The organism is Neisseria meningitidis (assembly GCF_022869645.1).
Classification (GTDB): Bacteria; Pseudomonadota; Gammaproteobacteria; order Burkholderiales; family Neisseriaceae; genus Neisseria; species Neisseria meningitidis.
In genome coordinates this window covers 75,144-93,114 of the sequence record NZ_CP064367.1, presented here as the reverse complement: position 1 = coordinate 93,114, position 17,971 = coordinate 75,144, and the positions used below count along the sequence as shown (strand labels likewise).

The 17,971-nt window shown below is 50.3% G+C and carries 14 protein-coding genes and 2 pseudogenes; 8 read left to right on the top strand and 8 right to left on the bottom strand.

The features are described from left to right. Positions 1-51: 51 nt before the first annotated feature. Both IUJ45_RS00405 and IUJ45_RS00400 read left to right on the top strand, forming a co-directional pair. Positions 52-600 (top strand): annotated as a pseudogene (locus IUJ45_RS00405) (IS1595 family transposase); the annotation flags it as partial. A 154-nt stretch (positions 601-754) separates the two neighbouring features. Further along, positions 755-859: pseudogene (locus IUJ45_RS00400) on the top strand (IS1595 family transposase); the annotation flags it as partial. A gap of 32 nt (positions 860-891) precedes the next feature. On the opposite strand, the gene mltB reads toward IUJ45_RS00400, so the two are convergent. The 3 genes from mltB to IUJ45_RS00385 are packed head-to-tail and all read right to left on the bottom strand — an operon-like array spanning position 892 to position 3,630. Next, positions 892-2,001 carry a lytic murein transglycosylase B gene (gene mltB / locus IUJ45_RS00395; RefSeq protein ID WP_002237044.1) on the bottom strand — a complete coding sequence of 370 codons (1,110 nt, stop codon included), beginning with the start codon at positions 1,999-2,001 and terminating at the stop codon, positions 892-894. Beyond that, complete coding sequence (locus IUJ45_RS00390; RefSeq protein ID WP_226893058.1) at positions 1,910-2,212, bottom strand: hypothetical protein; 303 nt, start codon at positions 2,210-2,212, stop codon at positions 1,910-1,912. The genes mltB and IUJ45_RS00390 overlap by 92 nt, the downstream gene beginning before the upstream one ends. Then, a complete protein-coding gene (locus tag IUJ45_RS00385; protein ID WP_002246960.1) occupies positions 2,203-3,630 on the bottom strand; it encodes an acyl-CoA dehydrogenase family protein in 1,428 nt (475 codons plus the stop codon). The genes IUJ45_RS00390 and IUJ45_RS00385 overlap by 10 nt, the downstream gene beginning before the upstream one ends. A 184-nt stretch (positions 3,631-3,814) precedes the next feature. Here IUJ45_RS00385 and mfd point away from each other — a divergent pair, with 184 nt between their 5' ends. The 6 genes from mfd to ftsB all read left to right on the top strand — a co-directional run bounded on the left by mfd (position 3,815) and on the right by ftsB (position 11,404). Beyond that, entirely contained in the window at positions 3,815-7,927 is a 4,113-nt protein-coding gene (gene mfd, locus IUJ45_RS00380) for a transcription-repair coupling factor (protein ID WP_082308594.1), read from the top strand. A gap of 148 nt (positions 7,928-8,075) precedes the next feature. Next, on the top strand, positions 8,076-8,459 hold the full coding sequence (panD, locus tag IUJ45_RS00375; protein ID WP_002217080.1) for an aspartate 1-decarboxylase: 384 nt from the start codon (positions 8,076-8,078) through the stop codon (positions 8,457-8,459). A gap of 21 nt (positions 8,460-8,480) precedes the next feature. Beyond that, positions 8,481-9,323 carry a 3-deoxy-8-phosphooctulonate synthase gene (gene kdsA / locus IUJ45_RS00370; protein WP_002232563.1) on the top strand — a complete coding sequence of 281 codons (843 nt, stop codon included), beginning with the start codon at positions 8,481-8,483 and terminating at the stop codon, positions 9,321-9,323. A gap of 14 nt (positions 9,324-9,337) precedes the next feature. Continuing rightward, on the top strand, positions 9,338-9,778 hold the full coding sequence (locus IUJ45_RS00365; RefSeq protein ID WP_002237048.1) for a DUF4149 domain-containing protein: 441 nt from the start codon (positions 9,338-9,340) through the stop codon (positions 9,776-9,778). Positions 9,779-9,825: 47 nt separating this feature from the next. After that, entirely contained in the window at positions 9,826-11,112 is a 1,287-nt protein-coding gene (gene eno, locus IUJ45_RS00360; RefSeq protein WP_002219188.1) for a phosphopyruvate hydratase, read from the top strand. Between the two features lie 13 nt (positions 11,113-11,125). Next, positions 11,126-11,404, top strand: a complete 279-nt coding sequence (gene ftsB, locus IUJ45_RS00355) for a cell division protein FtsB (RefSeq protein WP_002213385.1) — start codon at positions 11,126-11,128, stop codon at positions 11,402-11,404. A 40-nt stretch (positions 11,405-11,444) separates the two neighbouring features. Here the strand turns inward: ftsB and yfaE are convergent, their stop codons facing one another. From yfaE to nrdA, 5 genes are all read right to left on the bottom strand, one after another. Further along, positions 11,445-11,735, bottom strand: coding sequence for a class I ribonucleotide reductase maintenance protein YfaE (yfaE, locus tag IUJ45_RS00350; protein ID WP_002217077.1), 291 nt, complete (start codon positions 11,733-11,735; stop codon positions 11,445-11,447). A gap of 197 nt (positions 11,736-11,932) precedes the next feature. Next, positions 11,933-13,066: a class Ia ribonucleoside-diphosphate reductase subunit beta gene (gene nrdB, locus IUJ45_RS00345; protein ID WP_002237049.1), complete on the bottom strand. Its 1,134-nt coding sequence runs from the start codon at positions 13,064-13,066 to the stop codon at positions 11,933-11,935. 60 nt (positions 13,067-13,126) lie between these two features. Beyond that, positions 13,127-14,314, bottom strand: coding sequence for a type II restriction endonuclease (locus tag IUJ45_RS00340; RefSeq protein ID WP_002246001.1), 1,188 nt, complete (start codon positions 14,312-14,314; stop codon positions 13,127-13,129). Next, complete coding sequence (dcm, locus tag IUJ45_RS00335; RefSeq protein ID WP_002222381.1) at positions 14,307-15,320, bottom strand: DNA (cytosine-5-)-methyltransferase; 1,014 nt, start codon at positions 15,318-15,320, stop codon at positions 14,307-14,309. The genes IUJ45_RS00340 and dcm overlap by 8 nt, the downstream gene beginning before the upstream one ends. 57 nt (positions 15,321-15,377) lie before the next feature. Further along, entirely contained in the window at positions 15,378-17,657 is a 2,280-nt protein-coding gene (gene nrdA / locus IUJ45_RS00330; protein WP_002237050.1) for a class 1a ribonucleoside-diphosphate reductase subunit alpha, read from the bottom strand. Between the last annotated feature and the right edge of the window lie 314 nt (positions 17,658-17,971).

Genomic DNA, 17,971 nt, shown 5'->3' with positions numbered 1-17,971 from the left:
ATCCGAATCCAAGGGGCTGTACTAGATTAGCAGATATGTTACCCTCGAAATATGAAGATAACGCACTGCAAATTAAAGAAAAAAGTACAGAAAGAACTGCTCCATTTTTTTGTACTGGAAGTTACCGCCCGTTCTGCCGCCGATATTTTGGGTATCCATCCCAATTCGGCAGCACTGTTCTACCGTAAAATCCGCACGGTTATCAACCATCATTTGGCCTTGGCTGCCGATGAGGTTTTTGAGGGCTCTGTCGAGCCGGACGAAAGCGATTTCGGCGGACGGCATAAAGGTAGACGTGGTCGCGGTGCAGCAGGAAAAGTGGTTGTTTTCGGCATTCTGAAACGCAACGGACGGGTCTATACCGTTGTGGTGGATAATGCCAAGTCTGAAACGTTACTCCCTGTCATCAAAAAGAAAATCATGCCGGACAGTATTGTTTATACCGATAGTCTGAGCAGCTGCGACAAGTTGGACGTGAGCGGTTTTATCCATTACCGCATCAACCATTCCAAGGAGTTTGCAGACCGTCAGAACCACATTAACGGCATTGAGAACTTTTGGAATCAGGCAAAACGCGTCTTGCGAAAATATAGTGGATTAACAAAAATCAGGACAAGGCGACGAAGCCGCAGACAGTACAGATAGTACGGAACCGATTTACTTGGTGCTTCAGCACCTTAGAGAATCGTTCTCTTTGAGCTAAGGCGAGGCAACGCTGTACTGGTTTAAATTTAATCCACTATACAACGGAATCGATTGCAAATCTTTCCCACTGTTCTTGAAAGAATGCGAATTTCGATTTAACTTCGGCACACCGTCTCAACAGCTTAAAATCCTGCGGGATTGGTGTGGGATTTAGGGCTAATCTAGTACAGCCCCTTTTAAAAAACATTACAATCCCGGGCCGCCAAGCGAATTGGCAATGTCCCTGACCGCCGTTACATACATCCGACTGTGATTGTACTGCCATACCGTATAAAAATTGTTCAAGCCCAAATAATATTCAAACACGCCGGGTGCGGTTTCCAGTTTGAACAAAACCGCCTTTTCATCATCGGCAAGCTCTTCGCCGGGGATGATGCCGTACGCCTTCAAATCCGCCACCGTCCGCGTCAGGGCGGTTTTTTCGCCAATGATTGCCTGAACATCCGCACCCGGCGCCAATGTTGCAGACACCAGTATTTTCCCGCCCGTGCGCCAACCGTGCTGCTTCATATAATTGGCAATCGATGCCGCGACATCGCCAACATTGCCCCATATGTCCCGATGTCCGTCCCCGTCATAATCCACCGCCCATTTCCGGTAGCTCGAAGGCATAAATTGCGGCATCCCCATTGCGCCCGCATAGCTGCCTTTAAAGGCGAAAACATCGCCGCCTTCTTCTTTTGCCAGCTTTAAAAGCTCGACCAATTCTTTTTGGAAAAACCCGGCGCGGCGGGGGTAATCAAAGCCTAAGGTCGCCAATGCGTCCGCCACACGGAAACTGCCCGTATTTTTGCCGTAATTCGTTTCAATCCCGATAACCGCCACGATAAGTTCGGCAGGCACGCCGTATTTTTGCGCCACATCATCGATAAGCGCGCGGTTTTCCGCATAAAACCGGCGCGCGCCGCGAAATTTCGCCTTGCCCGAATTTCCCGTGCGGAACACATACCACGGACGCGATGTGGAGGGGCGGTGCATAATCTTGACGATGTCCGCCTTGTAAGCCGCTTTGTCAAAAAAATCCTGCCATTCCGCCCGGGAAAAATCCCCTTTCCCGACTTCATCGTCCACAAAACGGCGGACATTTGCATTGGCGGCAAACCCGCTGTCGGATACCGGTACGGCTGCCGCGTCAAATACGGCTGCCGCGTCAAACGCGGGGCGGCTTTCTTTTTTCATTTCATCCGCGCGGGGGGCTTGGGCTTCATTTGCCCGGGGCGGGCGTGCCTCCATCGCCGTACAGGCAGACAAAGCCGCCAAACAAATTGCCAGCGGCAGTATTTTTCTGTTTTTCATAAATATGTTCCGAACAAATAGGGTAAGTGGGAAAGCGGCACAAGGGCGCGGCGCGAAATGCGGCATCCGCCGCAATCGGCGGCTTTGCGGAATGCCGCACGTTGCCTCTTGCACCGCCCGAAATCCGTATGCCGCCGCCGAAAATGCCGTCTGAAGGCACTTCCCCCTTCAGACGGCATTGCCTGCCGCCGTATTTGCCCGCTATCCGCAATATCGGCAGTCCAATATGTCTTTGCGGATGTCGTTCAGCAGGAAGGCTGCGGTGTCTTCGTGTTCCGCCTGTACGAAGACAAAGAGTCGGGCGATGATTTTGCCGATAAAGACTTTTTGCAGGGCGCAGGCATCGGTCAGGGTGTGTTCCTGCAGGAAGCTGCGGATGTCTTCGGGCAAAGTGTAGTCGCGGGCGACGGCGGCAAAGCGGGCATCGGTTTGCAGGCGGTCGAGCAGGGTTTGGTTTTTGTCCAACTTCATGCCTGCTTCTTTTTCTTCGGCGGTGGCGCGGACAAACTGGTCGTAAATTTCGGCATAAAGCATATCGTTCGGGCCTTCAAAAATCGTGAAGGGGCGGATGTCGATAGCGATATTGCCGGCGGTGTGTCCGCGTTCAAAACCCTTCGCGCCCAAGAGTTTTTGCAACATTTGCGCGGCGGCGTAAGTGTATTCCGTGGCGAGGGTTTTGACGATGTTCGCCTCCATCAGTTGATGGGCGACGGGTGCAACGGGCGAAACGGAATGGCAGACGTAGCGGTAAAGAATCTCGGAAACCTGATGGCGGCGCCGGATTTCGCGGCGTTCGTAATCGACGAATCTGATGTCGTTGCGGACGTATCGTTCCAGGTTTTCAAGGGTGTATTCCATAATGCCGTGCGTCATGCCGATCAGTTGCAGGCGGCTGCGGATAAAGATGTTTTGGAACGCGCGCAAACCGGCAGCGTCGCTCTGGGAGAGTTTCATCACGGCGGTTGCAGGCATTTCGGCATCGATGCGGTTGACGGCGTAACGGACGGCGCGCAAGCCTTCGGATGCGAGGGTTTCGCAGCGGATGTATGTTTTGGGGACGAGCAGCAGGTCGATGACTTTGGCGAGTTTGCCGTTTTTGCGCTCTTTGGCGGCAACGAGGAGGAAGTCGCTTTGCGAGTTGCCCTGCCAGTATTTCGCGGCGTTGACGTAAATGGTTTGTCCGTCGGTATATTCGTAGTAAGACTGCATTTCTCGGGCAATCGCCGCGCCGGAGGTTTCGGGTTCGGTAACGCCTAAACCGCCGCCCTCGCCTTTGAAAACCATGTCCAAACCCTGTGCGATTTGCGCTTCATCGCCGAACTCTTGCAGTGGCTGCAACACCAGCGCGCCTTCGATGCCGGTACGCAGCGTAACGGGCACGCCGTAATGCCCCGCAATCCGCAAGACTTCCTGAATTTCAAACTGGCTGCCCTTGCGCCCGCCGTATTTTTTGTCGAGGAAGGGCAACAGCAAACCCGCCTGCTTCAAGGCAAGCCATTTGTCTTCGGGCAGGTATCGCATCAGGTCGATACCGTCTGCAAAAATGCGGCGGAATGCGGATTCGATGTGCTTTAAAAAAGCAGCCGTGTCCATAGTTGACGGCTGCGCGCTCGGTTCGGTGTGTATCATCGGCTTCCTCTGTCGGTTCCCATTAATCGGCGGCCGGTCAAACCGCCTGCCACAGTTTAGAGTTGATTTTCTAAACTTTACCACAAAGTGCGCCGGGCAACAATCCGCCGACCTTTCAGACGGCATCGCGCCCCCTCCCGTGCTAAAATGACCGTTTGCATCACTGTCCGCCGATTGCCGCACTATGACCTACCCCATCCCCAAACCCCGTGAAAAATCCCGTTGGCTCAATCTTTCGCAAGGCTCGCTACCCTTAGCTTTGGCGCGTTATCTGCCGCATAAGCAGCTCAAGGTTGTCTTGACTCAAGATGCAGAACAGGCGTTGCGCCTTCAGACGGCATGGCGGTTTTTCCGTCCGCACGATACGGCGGTGTTTCTGCCGGACTGGGAAACGCTGCCTTACGAACGTTTTTCGCCGCATCAGGACTTGGTGTCGGAGTGGCTGTCGGCGTTGTGGCAGATTAAAAGCGGCGCGGCGGATGTGTTGTTCGTGCCGGTTGCCACGGCGATGCAGAAGCTGCCGCCTGTGCCGTTTCTGGCAGGGCGCACGTTTTGGCTGAAAACAGGGCAGACTTTGGATATAGGCCGTCTGAAAAGCGATTTGGTGGATGCAGGTTATAACCATGTTTCCCACGTTGTCGCGGCAGGCGAGTTCGCTGTGCGCGGCGGTATTGTCGATTTGTTCCCGATGGGCAGCGAAATGCCGTACCGCATCGATTTGTTCGACGATGAAATCGACAGCATTAAAACCTTTGACACCGAAACGCAACGCACCATTTCCCCCGTTTCCGAAATCCGCCTGCTGCCGGCACACGAGTTCCCCACCGACAGCGAGGCGCAAAAGATTTTCCGCAGCCGCTTCCGAGAAGAAGTCGACGGTAATCCGAACGATGCGGCTGTATACAAAGCCGTCAGCAACGGCCATTTCGGTGCAGGCGTAGAATATTATCTGCCACTGTTTTTTGAAAACGAGCTGGAAACGCTGTTTGACTATATCGGCGAAGATGCGCTCTTTGTCTCTTTGGGCGATGTTCATGCCGAGGCAAACCGCTTTTGGAGCGACGTCAAATCGCGTTACGCCATGGCGCAGGGCGACGAAACCTATCCGCCTTTGCTTCCACAGCATTTGTATCTCTCTGCCGATGTATTCGCAGGCCGTCTGAAAAACTACGGACAGGTACTGCCCGATGTTTCCGGCAAGGAACACACCCTGCCCGACCTTGCCGTCAACCGACAATCCGACGAGCCTTTGCAGGCATTGAAGGATTTTCAGACGGCCTTTGACGGGCGGATTTTGCTGTGCGCCGAAAGTTTGGGACGGCGCGAAACCATGCTCGGTTTCTTGCAGCAAAACGGTTTGAAAGCCAAACCTGTGTCCGACTGGCAGGGCTTCTTGTCGGCGCATGAGCCGCTGATGATTACAGTTGCGCCGTTGGCATACGGGTTCAAACTGGGCGGACTGCAATCGCCGAACCAACAGCAAACTACTTCCGCCTCCGAAGGAGAAGGCGATGCGGTTACCGACCAAACCGAATTTTCCGCAGCCGCAACAAACCCTCTCCCTAGCCCTCTCCCACAGGAGAGGGAACAAAGTGCAGCCGTCGTTTCAGACAGTCTGAAAGCAGCCGCCGTTTCAACCGAAAGCAGCCTGCCCCTCGGTACAAGTAATCTGCACGGGCAAATCCGACAGCAACCTGCCCCTTCCCCTGAGAGAGAAAGTCGAGGAGAAAGCAAAGCAGTTTCCGCTCAAACTGAATTTTCCGCAGCCGCAATAAGCCCTCTCCCTAGCCCTCTCCCACAGGAGAGGGAACAAAGTGCCGCCGCCGTTTCAGACGGCCTGAAAACCGAAAGCAGCCTGTATTCCATCGCAAATAATCTGCACGGACAAATCCGACAGCAACCTACCCCCTCCCCCGTGGGGGAAGATTGGGGAGAGAGCAAAACAGTTGCCGCTCAAACCGAATTTCCCGCATCCGCAACAAACCCTCTCCCTAGCCCTCTCCCACAGGAGAGGGAACAAAGTGCAGCCGCCGTTTCAGACGACCTGAAAACCAAAAGCAGCCTGTACCCCATCGAAAATAGTCTGCACGGGCAAATCCGACAGCAACCTGCCCCCTCCCCCGTGGGGGAGGGTTGGGGAGAGGGAAAAGCAGTTGCCGACCAAAGTGCCATCGCCGTCATTACCGAATCCGACCTCTACCAATACGTCGCCCGTTCGCGCGTCCACAACCGCCGCAAGAAACACGCCGCCGTTTCAGACGGTCTGTTGCGCGACCTTGCCGAAATCAATATCGGCGATCCCGTCGTGCACGAAGAACACGGCATCGGGCGGTATATGGGCTTGGTAACGATAGATTTGGGCGGCGAAACCAACGAAATGATGTTGCTCGAATACGCAGGAGAAGCGCAGCTTTATGTGCCTGTTTCGCAACTGCATTTAATCAGCCGCTACTCCGGTCAGGCGCATGAAAACATTGCCCTGCACAAGCTCGGCAGTGGCGCGTGGAACAAGGCGAAGCGCAAAGCCGCCGAAAAGGCGCGCGATACCGCCGCCGAGTTGCTTAACCTTTACGCCCGACGTGCCGCCCAATCGGGACACAAGTTTGAAATCAACGAGTTGGATTATCAGGCGTTTGCCGACGGCTTCGGCTACGAAGAAACCGAAGACCAGGCAGCCGCCATCGCCGCCGTGATTAAAGATTTGACGCAGGCGAAGCCGATGGACCGCCTCGTGTGCGGCGATGTCGGTTTCGGCAAAACCGAAGTCGCCCTGCGCGCCGCGTTTGTGGCGGTAATGGGTGGCAAACAAGTTGCCGTACTCGCACCGACCACGCTTCTGGTCGAGCAGCACGCGCAAAATTTTGCCGACCGCTTCGCCGATTTCCCCGTGAAAGTCGCCAGCCTTTCGCGTTTCAACAACAGCAAAGCCACCAAAGCCGCGCTGGAAGGCATGGCGGACGGCACGGTCGATATTGTTATCGGTACGCACAAACTGGTGCAGGACGACATAAAATTCAAAAACGTAGGTTTAGTGATTATCGACGAAGAACACCGCTTCGGCGTGCGTCAGAAAGAGCAGCTCAAACGCCTGCGCGCCAATGTCGACATCCTTACCATGACCGCTACGCCGATTCCGCGTACTTTAAGTATGGCGCTGGAAGGACTGCGCGACTTCTCGCTGATTACCACTGCGCCCAGCCGCCGCCTCGCCGTCAAAACCTTTGTCAAACCGTTCAGCGAAGGCAGCGTGCGCGAAGCCGTATTGCGCGAACTCAAACGCGGCGGGCAAGTATTTTTCCTGCACAATGAAGTGGATACCATCGAAAACATGCGTGAGCGGCTGGAAACCCTGCTGCCCGAAGCCCGCATCGGCGTGGCGCACGGACAACTGCGCGAGCGCGAGCTGGAACAAGTCATGCGCGACTTTTTGCAGCAACGATTTAACGTGTTGCTCTGTTCCACCATCATCGAAACCGGTATCGACATTCCCAACGCCAACACCATCATCATCAACCGTGCCGACAAATTCGGATTGGCGCAGCTGCACCAGCTTCGCGGGCGCGTCGGCCGCAGCCACCACCAAGCCTACGCCTACCTGCTCACGCCCGAATACATCACCAAAGACGCAGAAAAACGTCTCGACGCCATCGCGGCGGCAGACGAACTCGGCGCAGGTTTCACCCTCGCCATGCAGGATTTGGAAATCCGCGGCGCAGGCGAAATCCTCGGCGAAGGACAATCCGGCGAAATGATACAGGTCGGCTTCACGCTCTACACCGAAATGCTCAAACAAGCCGTGCGCGATCTCAAAAAAGGCCACCAGCCCGACCTTGACGCACCGTTGGGCATCACCACCGAAATCAAACTGCACAGCCCCGCCCTACTGCCCGAAAGCTACTGCCCCGACATCCACGAACGGCTCGTCCTCTACAAACGCCTCGCCGTCTGCGAAACCGTGCAACAAATCAACGCCATACACGAAGAACTCGTCGACCGCTTCGGACTGCCCGAACAACCCGTCAAAACCCTCATCGAAAGCCACCACTTACGGCTTATGGCAAAAGAATTGGGTATCAATGCCATTGATGCGGCCGGCGAAGCGGTAACGGTAACCTTTGGCAAAAACAACAATATTGATCCAACCGAAATCATCCTGCTGATTCAGAACGACAAAAAATACCGCCTTGCCGGCGCCGATAAGCTGCGGTTTACCGCAGAGATGGAAAATATCGAGGTCAGAATCAACACCGTAAAAAACGTTTTAAAAACCTTGCAAAACAGATGCCTGCCCAAATAAAGCCGACACCGCAATGCCGTCTGAAACACCGTTTTCCTTGTCCGAAAGCCGCCATTATGAATTTGAAGGAAACTCCACTATAATACGGCATTCAGATTTCCAGACGGCATCGCGCCCGTCAAACCGCACACAAACCAAAAGGAAATACATGTTCCGTACTATGCTTGGCGGAAAAATCCACCGCGCCACCGTAACCGAAGCCGATTTAAACTATGTCGGCAGCATTACCGTCGATCAAGACCTGTTGGACGCGGCAGGCATCTACCCCAACGAAAAAGTCGCCATCGTCAACAACAACAACGGCGAACGTTTTGAAACCTATACCATTGCAGGGAAACGCGGCAGCGGCGTGATTTGTCTGAACGGTGCTGCGGCAAGGCTGGTGCAGAAAGGCGATATCGTCATCATCATGTCTTACGTCCAACTCTCCGAACCCGAAATCGCCGCACACGAACCCAAAGTCGTCTTGGTAGACGGAAACAACAAAATCCGCGACATCATCTCCTATGAGCCGCCGCACACCGTGCTGTAACCCTGAAAACGGACATCGATTATGGATATTAAAATCAACGACATCACCCTCGGCAACAACTTGCCCTTCGTCCTATTCGGCGGCATCAACGTTTTGGAAAGCTTGGATTCCACCCTCCAAACCTGCGCGCATTACGTCGAAGTAACCCGCAAACTCGGTATTCCCTATATCTTTAAAGCCTCTTTCGACAAGGCAAACCGTTCCTCCATCCATTCTTATCGCGGCGTAGGCTTGGAAGAAGGCTTAAAGATTTTTGAAAAAGTCAAAGCAGAGTTCGGCATCCCCGTCATTACCGACGTACACGAACCCCATCAGTGCCAACCCGTCGCCGAAGTGTGCGATGTCATCCAGCTTCCCGCCTTTCTTGCGCGGCAGACCGATTTGGTGGCCGCAATGGCGGAAACGGGCAATGTCATCAACATCAAAAAACCCCAGTTCCTCAGCCCCTCTCAAATGAAAAACATTGTGGAAAAATTCCACGAAGCCGACAACGGGAAACTGATTTTATGCGAACGCGGCAGCAGCTTCGGCTACGACAACCTCGTTGTCGATATACTCGGTTTCGGCGTGATGAAACAAACCTGCGGCAACCTGCCGGTTATTTTCGACGTTACCCATTCCCTGCAAACCCGCGATGCCGGTTCTGCCGCATCCGGCGGTCGTCGCGCACAGGCTTTGGATTTGGCACTTGCAGGCATGGCAACCCGCCTTGCCGGCCTGTTCCTCGAATCGCACCCCGATCCGAAACTGGCAAAATGCGACGGCCCCAGCGCGCTGCCGCTGCACCTTTTAGAAGATTTTTTAATCCGCATCAAAGCATTGGATGATTTAATCAAATCACAACCGATTTTAACAATCGAGTAACACGGTTTCGCCTTATGATGCAGACTTTCCGAAAAATCAGCCTGTATGCCGCAACCTTGTGGCTCGGTATGCAGATTATGGCGGGTTATATCGCCGCGCCGGTGCTGTTCAAAATGCTGCCCAAAATGCAGGCGGGCGAAATTGCCGGCGTATTGTTCGACATCCTCTCTTGGAGCGGGCTTGCCGTTTGGGGCGCGGTACTGGCTGCCGCCTTTGCCGCCCTAACCCGGCGGCAAACCGCCCTGCTGCTTTTTTTATTGTCCGCCCTTGCCGCCAACCAATTTTTGGTTACCCCCGTTATCGAGGCACTGAAATACGGGCATGAAAATTGGCTGTTGTCGTTTGTAGGCGGATCCTTCGGAATGTGGCACGGTATTTCCAGTATTGTTTTTATGGCGGCCGCCCTACTTTCGATTTACTTAAGTTGGCGGCTTTCCGGCAAAGATGCCGTCTGAAGCCCTCCCATTTTTTTACCTCCCTTCACTTCACTTGGAGAACATTCATGAGCGCAATCGTTGATATTTTCGCCCGCGAAATTTTGGACTCACGCGGCAACCCCACAGTCGAGTGTGATGTATTGCTCGAATCCGGCGTAATGGGACGCGCAGCCGTACCGAGCGGCGCGTCCACCGGTCAAAAAGAGGCTTTGGAACTTCGCGACGGCGACAAATCCCGTTATTCGGGCAAGGGCGTATTGAAGGCGGTCGAACACGTCAACAACCAAATCGCCCAAGCCCTCATTGGTATCGATGCCAACGAGCAATCTTATATCGACCAAATCATGATCGAATTGGACGGTACTGAAAACAAAGGCAATTTGGGTGCGAATGCGACTTTGGCGGTTTCTATGGCGGTTGCACGCGCCGCTGCCGAAGACTCAGGCCTGCCGCTTTACCGCTACTTGGGCGGCGCAGGCCCGATGTCCCTGCCCGTACCGATGATGAACGTCATCAACGGCGGCGAACACGCCAACAACAGCCTGAACATCCAAGAGTTTATGATTATGCCCGTCGGCGCAAAATCTTTCCGCGAAGCGTTGCGCTGCGGTGCGGAAATTTTCCACGCCTTGAAAAAACTGTGCGACAGCAAAGGCTTCCCGACCACAGTCGGCGACGAAGGCGGTTTCGCCCCCAACCTGAACAGCCACAAAGAAGCCCTGCAACTGATGGTCGAGGCGACCGAAGCCGCCGGCTACAAAGCGGGCGAAGACGTATTATTCGCATTGGACTGCGCGTCCAGCGAGTTCTACAAAGACGGCAAATACCACTTGGAAGCCGAAGGCCGCTCCTACACCAACGCGGAATTTGCCGAATATCTGGAAGGCCTGGTCAACGAGTTCCCCATCATCTCCATCGAAGACGGGATGGATGAAAACGACTGGGAAGGCTGGAAACTGCTGACCGAAAAACTGGGCGGCAAAGTCCAACTCGTTGGCGACGACCTCTTCGTTACCAACCCGAAAATCCTTGCCGAAGGCATTGAAAAAGGCGTGGCAAACGCACTATTGGTCAAAGTCAACCAAATCGGTACTTTGAGTGAAACCCTGAAAGCCGTCGACTTAGCCAAACGCAACCGCTACGCCAGCGTAATGAGCCACCGCTCCGGCGAAACCGAAGACAGCACCATTGCCGACTTGGCAGTCGCCACCAACTGTATGCAGATCAAAACCGGTTCTTTGAGCCGTTCCGACCGCATGGCGAAATACAACCAACTGCTGCGTATCGAGGAAGAATTGGCGGAAGCCGCCGACTACCCCAGCAAAGCCGCATTCTACCAACTGGGCAAATAAAAAAGGTTAAGGTATGAAGTGGGTAACTGTCGTTTTATCCTTCGCACTTGTCTGTTGCCAATACAGCCTCTGGTTCGGCAAAGGCAGCATCGGACGCAACAGCAGTCTGAGAGAACAGATTGCCGTTCAAGAAGAAAAAAACCAGACACTCGCCCTACGCAATCATTCCCTTGCCGCCGAAGTCTATGATTTGGAAAACGGTCAAGAAGCCATTTCGGAAATCGCCCGGGTAGAACTGGGTTATATCCAAGACGGTGAAACCTTTTACCGACTCATCAGGCATAACCGGTAATACCGTCAAAAAGCCGTCCGAACCAATGTTCGGACGGCTTTTATTTCAACAAACTGTCAGACAGCCCCTCATCCTCCCCCGACAAACCGCAATCCAGCCTGACATCCCCCTCGACGCAACAGCAGCACGGCAGTATCTCGTCCCGCCCCAAAAAAGCCAAAGGCGGCTCCCGATAAGTAACGCTTCCCTCCAAAATCTTCACTCGGCACGATCCGCAATATCCGCTTCGGCACTGATATTCCACCATATGCCCCGTCCGTTCCAAGCCTTCCAACAGGGTCTCGCCCTCCAAGAGCTCAAAAAAACCCTTATTCGTACCAATGCGCGCCATTTCCGACCAATCAAAAATATAGTGGATTAAATTTAAACCAGTACGGCGTTGCCTCGCCTTGTCCGGATTTTTGTTAATCCACTATAATCCACTATAAAAGGAACAATAACCGATCCTACCCGCTGTTTTTCCCATCATACAACATACAAATGCCGTCTGAAACATCCGGCTTCAGACGGCATTTTTTCAAAAAACGTTTACAACTCAAAATCGCCCAAATCATCCGTATTCACTTCAGAATCGATCTGACCGATCAAATAAGAGGATATTTCCACTTCCTGCGGCGCGACCTGTACGTTATCGGACGACAGCCACGCATTAATCCACGGAATCGGGTTTTGATTTGCGCCTTCAAATCCGGCCGGCAACCCCACCGCCTGCATACGCAGATTGGTAATATATTCGACGTACTGGGATAAGATTTCTTTGTTCAAACCAATCATCGAACCGTCTTTAAACAAATATGCCGCCCATTCTTTTTCCTGTTCCGCCGCTTTTTTGAAGAGTTGGAAACATTCGTCCTGCAACTCAGCGGCAATTTCTGCCATTTCAGAATCATCGACACCCGAACGCATCAGATTAAGCATATGCTGCGTGCCGGTCAGGTGCAGGGCTTCGTCGCGGGCAATCAGTTTGATGATTTTGGCGTTGCCTTCCATCAACTCGCGCTCGGCAAAAGCAAACGAGCAGGCGAATGAAACGTAGAAACGGATGGCTTCCAACACGTTGACGCACATCAGGCAGAGATAGAGTTTTTTCTTCAACCCGCGCAAAGACACAGTAATGGGTTTTCCGCCGACATTGTGCACCCCTTCGCCCAACAGATTGTAATACTGGGTGTATTCGATTAAGTCGTCGTAATAGCAGGCAATGTCTTCGGCGCGGGCGGTAATGTATTCGTTTTCGACAATATCATCAAACACGACCGACGGATCATTCACAATATTGCGGATGATGTGGGTATAGCTGCGCGAGTGTATGGTTTCGCTGAAGCTCCACGTTTCAATCCACGTTTCCAACTCGGGAATCGAAACCAAAGGCAGCAAGGCAACATTCGGACTGCGCCCTTGGATGGAATCGAGCAGTGTTTGGTATTTCAGATTGCTGATGAAAATATGTTTTTCGTGTTCTGGCAGGTTGGCGTAGTCGATACGGTCGCGCGACACGTCGATTTCTTCCGGCCGCCAAAAAAACGACAATTGTTTTTCAATCAGTTTTTCAAATACCTCGTATTTCTGCTGGTCATAACGGGCGACATTAACCGGCTGACCGAAAAACATCGGCTCATTCAGCGCGTCGTTTTTGGTTTTGGGAAAGGTGCTGTATGACATAGTTAAGTGTTCGCAGGACATAATCTATTCTCTATATTAATTAAAAATGATCTGTAAGTTTTAACTAACCTGCTGAGACTTTATATATTTAATAAAATTTTCTAAAGTTAAAACATGGGTTTTCCCAAAAGTTCCAAATGTTTTTACGGATTCTTTAGGGACAACTAAGGTTAAATTCTCATCACTCATTTCCTGAATTTGAGTATCAGATATACCTTCTTGTAGAGTAAATAAATGCTTATGAGGAATTCGATCTGCTTCATTTAAAACTTGGCGCCAGCGATCCTTACAAGTAGTCTTTGAACCTAGCATTGTCAGCTTTTCAGTTTGAAATATGAAATTCCCTGATTCATCCATCGCATGGTACTCTTCACTTCCAGGAAATAAAAAATCTGGTTTCTTTTTCCCTTCTGTCTTCGCTTGCGTCTCAAATTTTAAGGAAAATTCGTCAAATATTCTTGATAAATGTAACTCTAAAGATTTTCCTGCTCTTGCTTTTCTGCGATTTGTAAAAGAATGTGCAAAATTAATGAAGCTATCCAAATCAGTAATTTTTGATTTAATAATTTCAAATTCACGTTTTTCAAAAATGGAAAATAATTCATATTCCTTTGAAACCCATTGTTTTAACACATTACTAACGTTAGTTTTATTTAATGCAATATTTTCCCTTGCCAAAACTGCCATTTCTTCAGTTTTGGGGAAGTTAGGAAATAGTGAAAATAATTTTGTTAGGTTATCCTCTACTTCTTGTTTTTTAGGTAAATATAAACTTCCTGGTAAAATGTTAGTTTCTGCGATAAATATTTCAATATCTTCATCTGAAGATAAAACAAAAGCATGGAATAATAAATCTTTATAACAAGCTCTGCACAATACCAATAAGAAACCACTATATTTATCACTTAAAAATTCAAAATTCTTGCCAAAACCCGTAATTCTCGCCTCATTTCTCGTGCCTTGGCCGTAATATTTAAAATTGCTATTAGTGACGCTTCCATCTTGCCAATTAATTTTGATTGAAATAGTTTTATTTGTTCCCTTTTGGCAAACTACATCAAAGAGGTCGTCTGAAAAATGTTTTTGAATATAAAATCCTGATTGGTGACTACCAGTAGTACCAACATCATTGGGACGAATATAACGACAGTATACTGCAATTGATTTATTTGCTGTCTGTATTGCTGAAGCTACTAAGTCATCGGATTTATTTACTACTTGTATTGTCTGAGCTGCCAAGTCATTCATTTTTTAACTCATTTATAATTTGTTTAGCAATAGCTTGAACCAACGGTACAGCAATTGAATTGCCAAACTGCTTGTATGCAGCTGTCTTGGATACTGCATCAATAACAAAATCTTTAGGAAATCCCATTAAACGCGAGCACTCCCTAGGTGTCAGCTTCCTAGGATTTTTTCCTTTCTGAGGGATGAGTATTTCGGAACCATCTTTGTAATATCGTGCAGATAGAGTTCGTGATATTCCATCTAAATCAACTAATCCAAAACCAAATCCATTACCCTTTGCCTTATGTTTTTTAGCGTAATTTTGAAGGTAAAGCCATAAGTTATCAGAAAGAGTAAAAGAATTATCTACATCATCTTCCAAAATTTGCTTTAATTTTGGTTGTGATTCTGGTGGGGAAGGAAAATTGAAATTTATTTCCTTATTAAAATATTGTCTATCAAAACCTACAATAAAAATACGCTCCCTATTTTGAGGAACATAATATTTTGCATTCATAACTTGATAAAATATCTGATAGTCAAGCTCTTCTAAAGTCCCTTTAATTACTTTAAATGTATTTCCTTTGTCATGCGAAACAAGGTTTTTCACATTCTCTAAAAGAAAAATTTTAGGTCGATGTTTTCCAATAATTTCAGCAACATCAAAAAATAGAGTTCCCTGCGCCTTATCTAAGAAGCCTGTTTCTCGTCCTAGGCTTTTTTTCTTTGAAACACCAGCTATAGAGAATGGCTGACACGGGAATCCTGCTGTTAATACATCAAACTTACTTGGAATAGCTGCTTTGGTTTCCTTTAATGTAATATCTCCATAAGGAATATCATTAAAATTTACTTGGTAGGTTTGACGGGCTTTATCATCCCATTCACTAGAAAATACACATCGCCCACCAACATTCTCCATTGCAATGCGAAAACCACCTATTCCCGCAAATAAATCAATAAAAGTAAATTTCTCATTATTTAAGGTAACTATATTATCTAATTGATTTTGTATTTTATTTTTCATATTTTATATTTCAGATGATTTATTAATCTAAAGGCCATCTGAAAACTCCCCCTTTCATCAAATCTTACAAGCCCCGCCCGCGCAGCCGTCATCCTGAATATCGGTCTGCGTATCGTCCGCGCCGTCGCGGGTGTTATGGTAGTACAGGGTTTTGACGCCGTATTTGTAGGCGGTCAGCAGGTCTTTGAGCATTTGTTTCATAGAAACTTTGCCGCCTTCGAATTTGCCCGGGTCGTAGGCGGTGTTGGCGGAAATCGCCTGATCGACGAATTTTTGCATCACGCCAACAAGTTTCAGATAGCCTTCGTTGCCGGGAAGCTGCCACAGGGTTTCATAGGCATTTTTCAGGGTTTCAAACTCCGGCACGACTTGTTTCAAAATGCCGTCTTTCGATGCTTTGACCGTTACCAATCCGCGCGGCGGCTCGATACCGTTGGTGGCGTTGGCGATTTGCGAACTGGTTTCAGACGGCATGAGTGCGGTTAGAGTAGAGTTACGCAGGCCGTATTTGACGATGTCGGCACGCAGGCTTTCCCAATCGTAGTGCAAAGGCTCGTTACACACAGCGTCCAAGTCTTTTTTGTAGGTGTCGATGGGCAGTTTGCCTTGCGAATAAACGGTTTGGTTAAAGAGCGTGCACGCACCGTATTCTTTGGCAAGGTTTGCCGATGCTTTGAGCAGGTAATACTGTATGGCTTCAAAGGTACGGTGGGTCAGACCGAGCGCGGAGCCGTCGCTGTAGCGGACACCGTTTTTCGCCAAATAATACGCATAGTTGATCACGCCGATACCGAGCGAACGGCGGCCCATAGTGGAGGTACGCGCGGCTTCTACCGGATATCCCTGATAATCTAAAAGTGCATCGAGCGCGCGCACGGTCAAATCGGCAAGCCCTTCCAATTCGTCCAAGCTGTTTAATGCCCCCAAGTTGAAGGCAGACAGGGTACACAGGGCGATTTCGCCGTTCGGGTCGTTGATATTGTCCAAAGGTTTGGTCGGCAGCGCGATTTCCATACACAAGTTGGACTGATGAACAGGCGCAACGCGCGGATCGAACGGGCTGTGCGTATTGCAGTGATCGACGTTTTGAATGTAGATGCGCCCGGTTCCGGCACGCTCCTGCATCAGCGTGGAAAACAGGTCGGCAGCCGGAATGATGCGCTTGCGGATATCAGGGTCTTGCTCGTATTTCGTATAGAGCCGCTCAAATTCGTCTTGGTCGGCAAAAAACGCTTCGTACAATCCCGGAACCTCGTTGGGCGAAAACAGCGTAATGTTGCCGCCCTTAATCAGGCGGGTGTACAGCAGGCGGTTGATTTGCACGCCGTAATCAAGCTGACGGATACGGTTGTCTTCCACGCCCCGGTTGTTTTTCAACACCAGCAGGCTTTCGGCTTCGATATGCCACAAGGGGTAGAACAAGGTTGCCGCGCCGCCTCGCACGCCACCTTGCGAACAGGATTTGACTGCCGCCTGAAACATTTTAAAGAAGGGAATGCAGCCGGTATGCCGTGCTTCGCCGCCCCGGATTTCGCTGTCCAGTCCGCGGATACGTCCGGCATTGATGCCGATGCCCGCACGCTGGGAAACGTATTTCACAATCGCGCTGGTAGTGGCGTTGATGGAATCCAGGCTGTCGTCGCATTCGATCAATACGCAGCTTGAGAACTGGCGCGTAGGCGTACGCACGCCGCTCATAATCGGGGTCGGCAGCGATACTTTAAATGTGGAAACGGCATCGTAAAACCGTTTGACGTAATCGAGGCGTGTTTCTTTGGGATATTTGCTGAAAAGACACATCGCCACCAGAACATATAAGAACTGCGGTGTTTCATAAATCTGGCGGGTAACGCGGTTCTGTACCAGATATTTGCCTTCGAGCTGTTTGACAGCGGCATAGGAAAAGGACATATCGCGTTCGTGGTCGATATAGGCGTTCAGCTCGTCAAATTCTTCGCGGCTGTAATCCTCAAGGATATGCCTGTCGTATTTTGCGGCATCGGTAAGTTTTTTAACGTGGTCGTAAAGGTGCGGCGGCTCGTACTCGCCGTAGGCTATTTTACGCAGATGGAAAATCGCCAAACGCGCGGCAAGGTATTGGTAGTCCGGGGTATCTTCCGAAATTAAATCGGCAGCGGCTTTGATGATGGTTTCGTGGATGTCGTCGGTGCGGATGCCGTTGTAGAACTGGATGTGCGATTTCAACTCGACCTGAGATACGGAAACATTTTCCAATCCGTCCGCCGCCCAAGTGACGACACGGTGAATCTTATCCAAATCAATGGCTTCTAATCTTCCGTCTCGTTTGGTTACTTTCAAATCAGTCGGTGTATTCATCGCTTCCTCTTCCACTCTTGATATTCAAGACACAGTCTTTTCAAATAAATTAAGGCAGACAATATAGTGGATTTTTGGCATTTTCTCCAGTCTTGACAACGGTTGTATTTTTCAGTTTCAGGCAATGCGCGATAAAACCCGCCTGTCGTATTTTTCCTATAATATTTGTTTTATCTGATAATTCTTTACCGATAAAAAACGGGTAAATTTTTTGCCTTTTGACCGGCTCCGGCTACAAGGCGGCGAAATAAGGATTTTCCGACGAAAAAGGAAAGCTTCCTGTTTTCTGCCCCTGCAAATTGTTAAATTTTGCA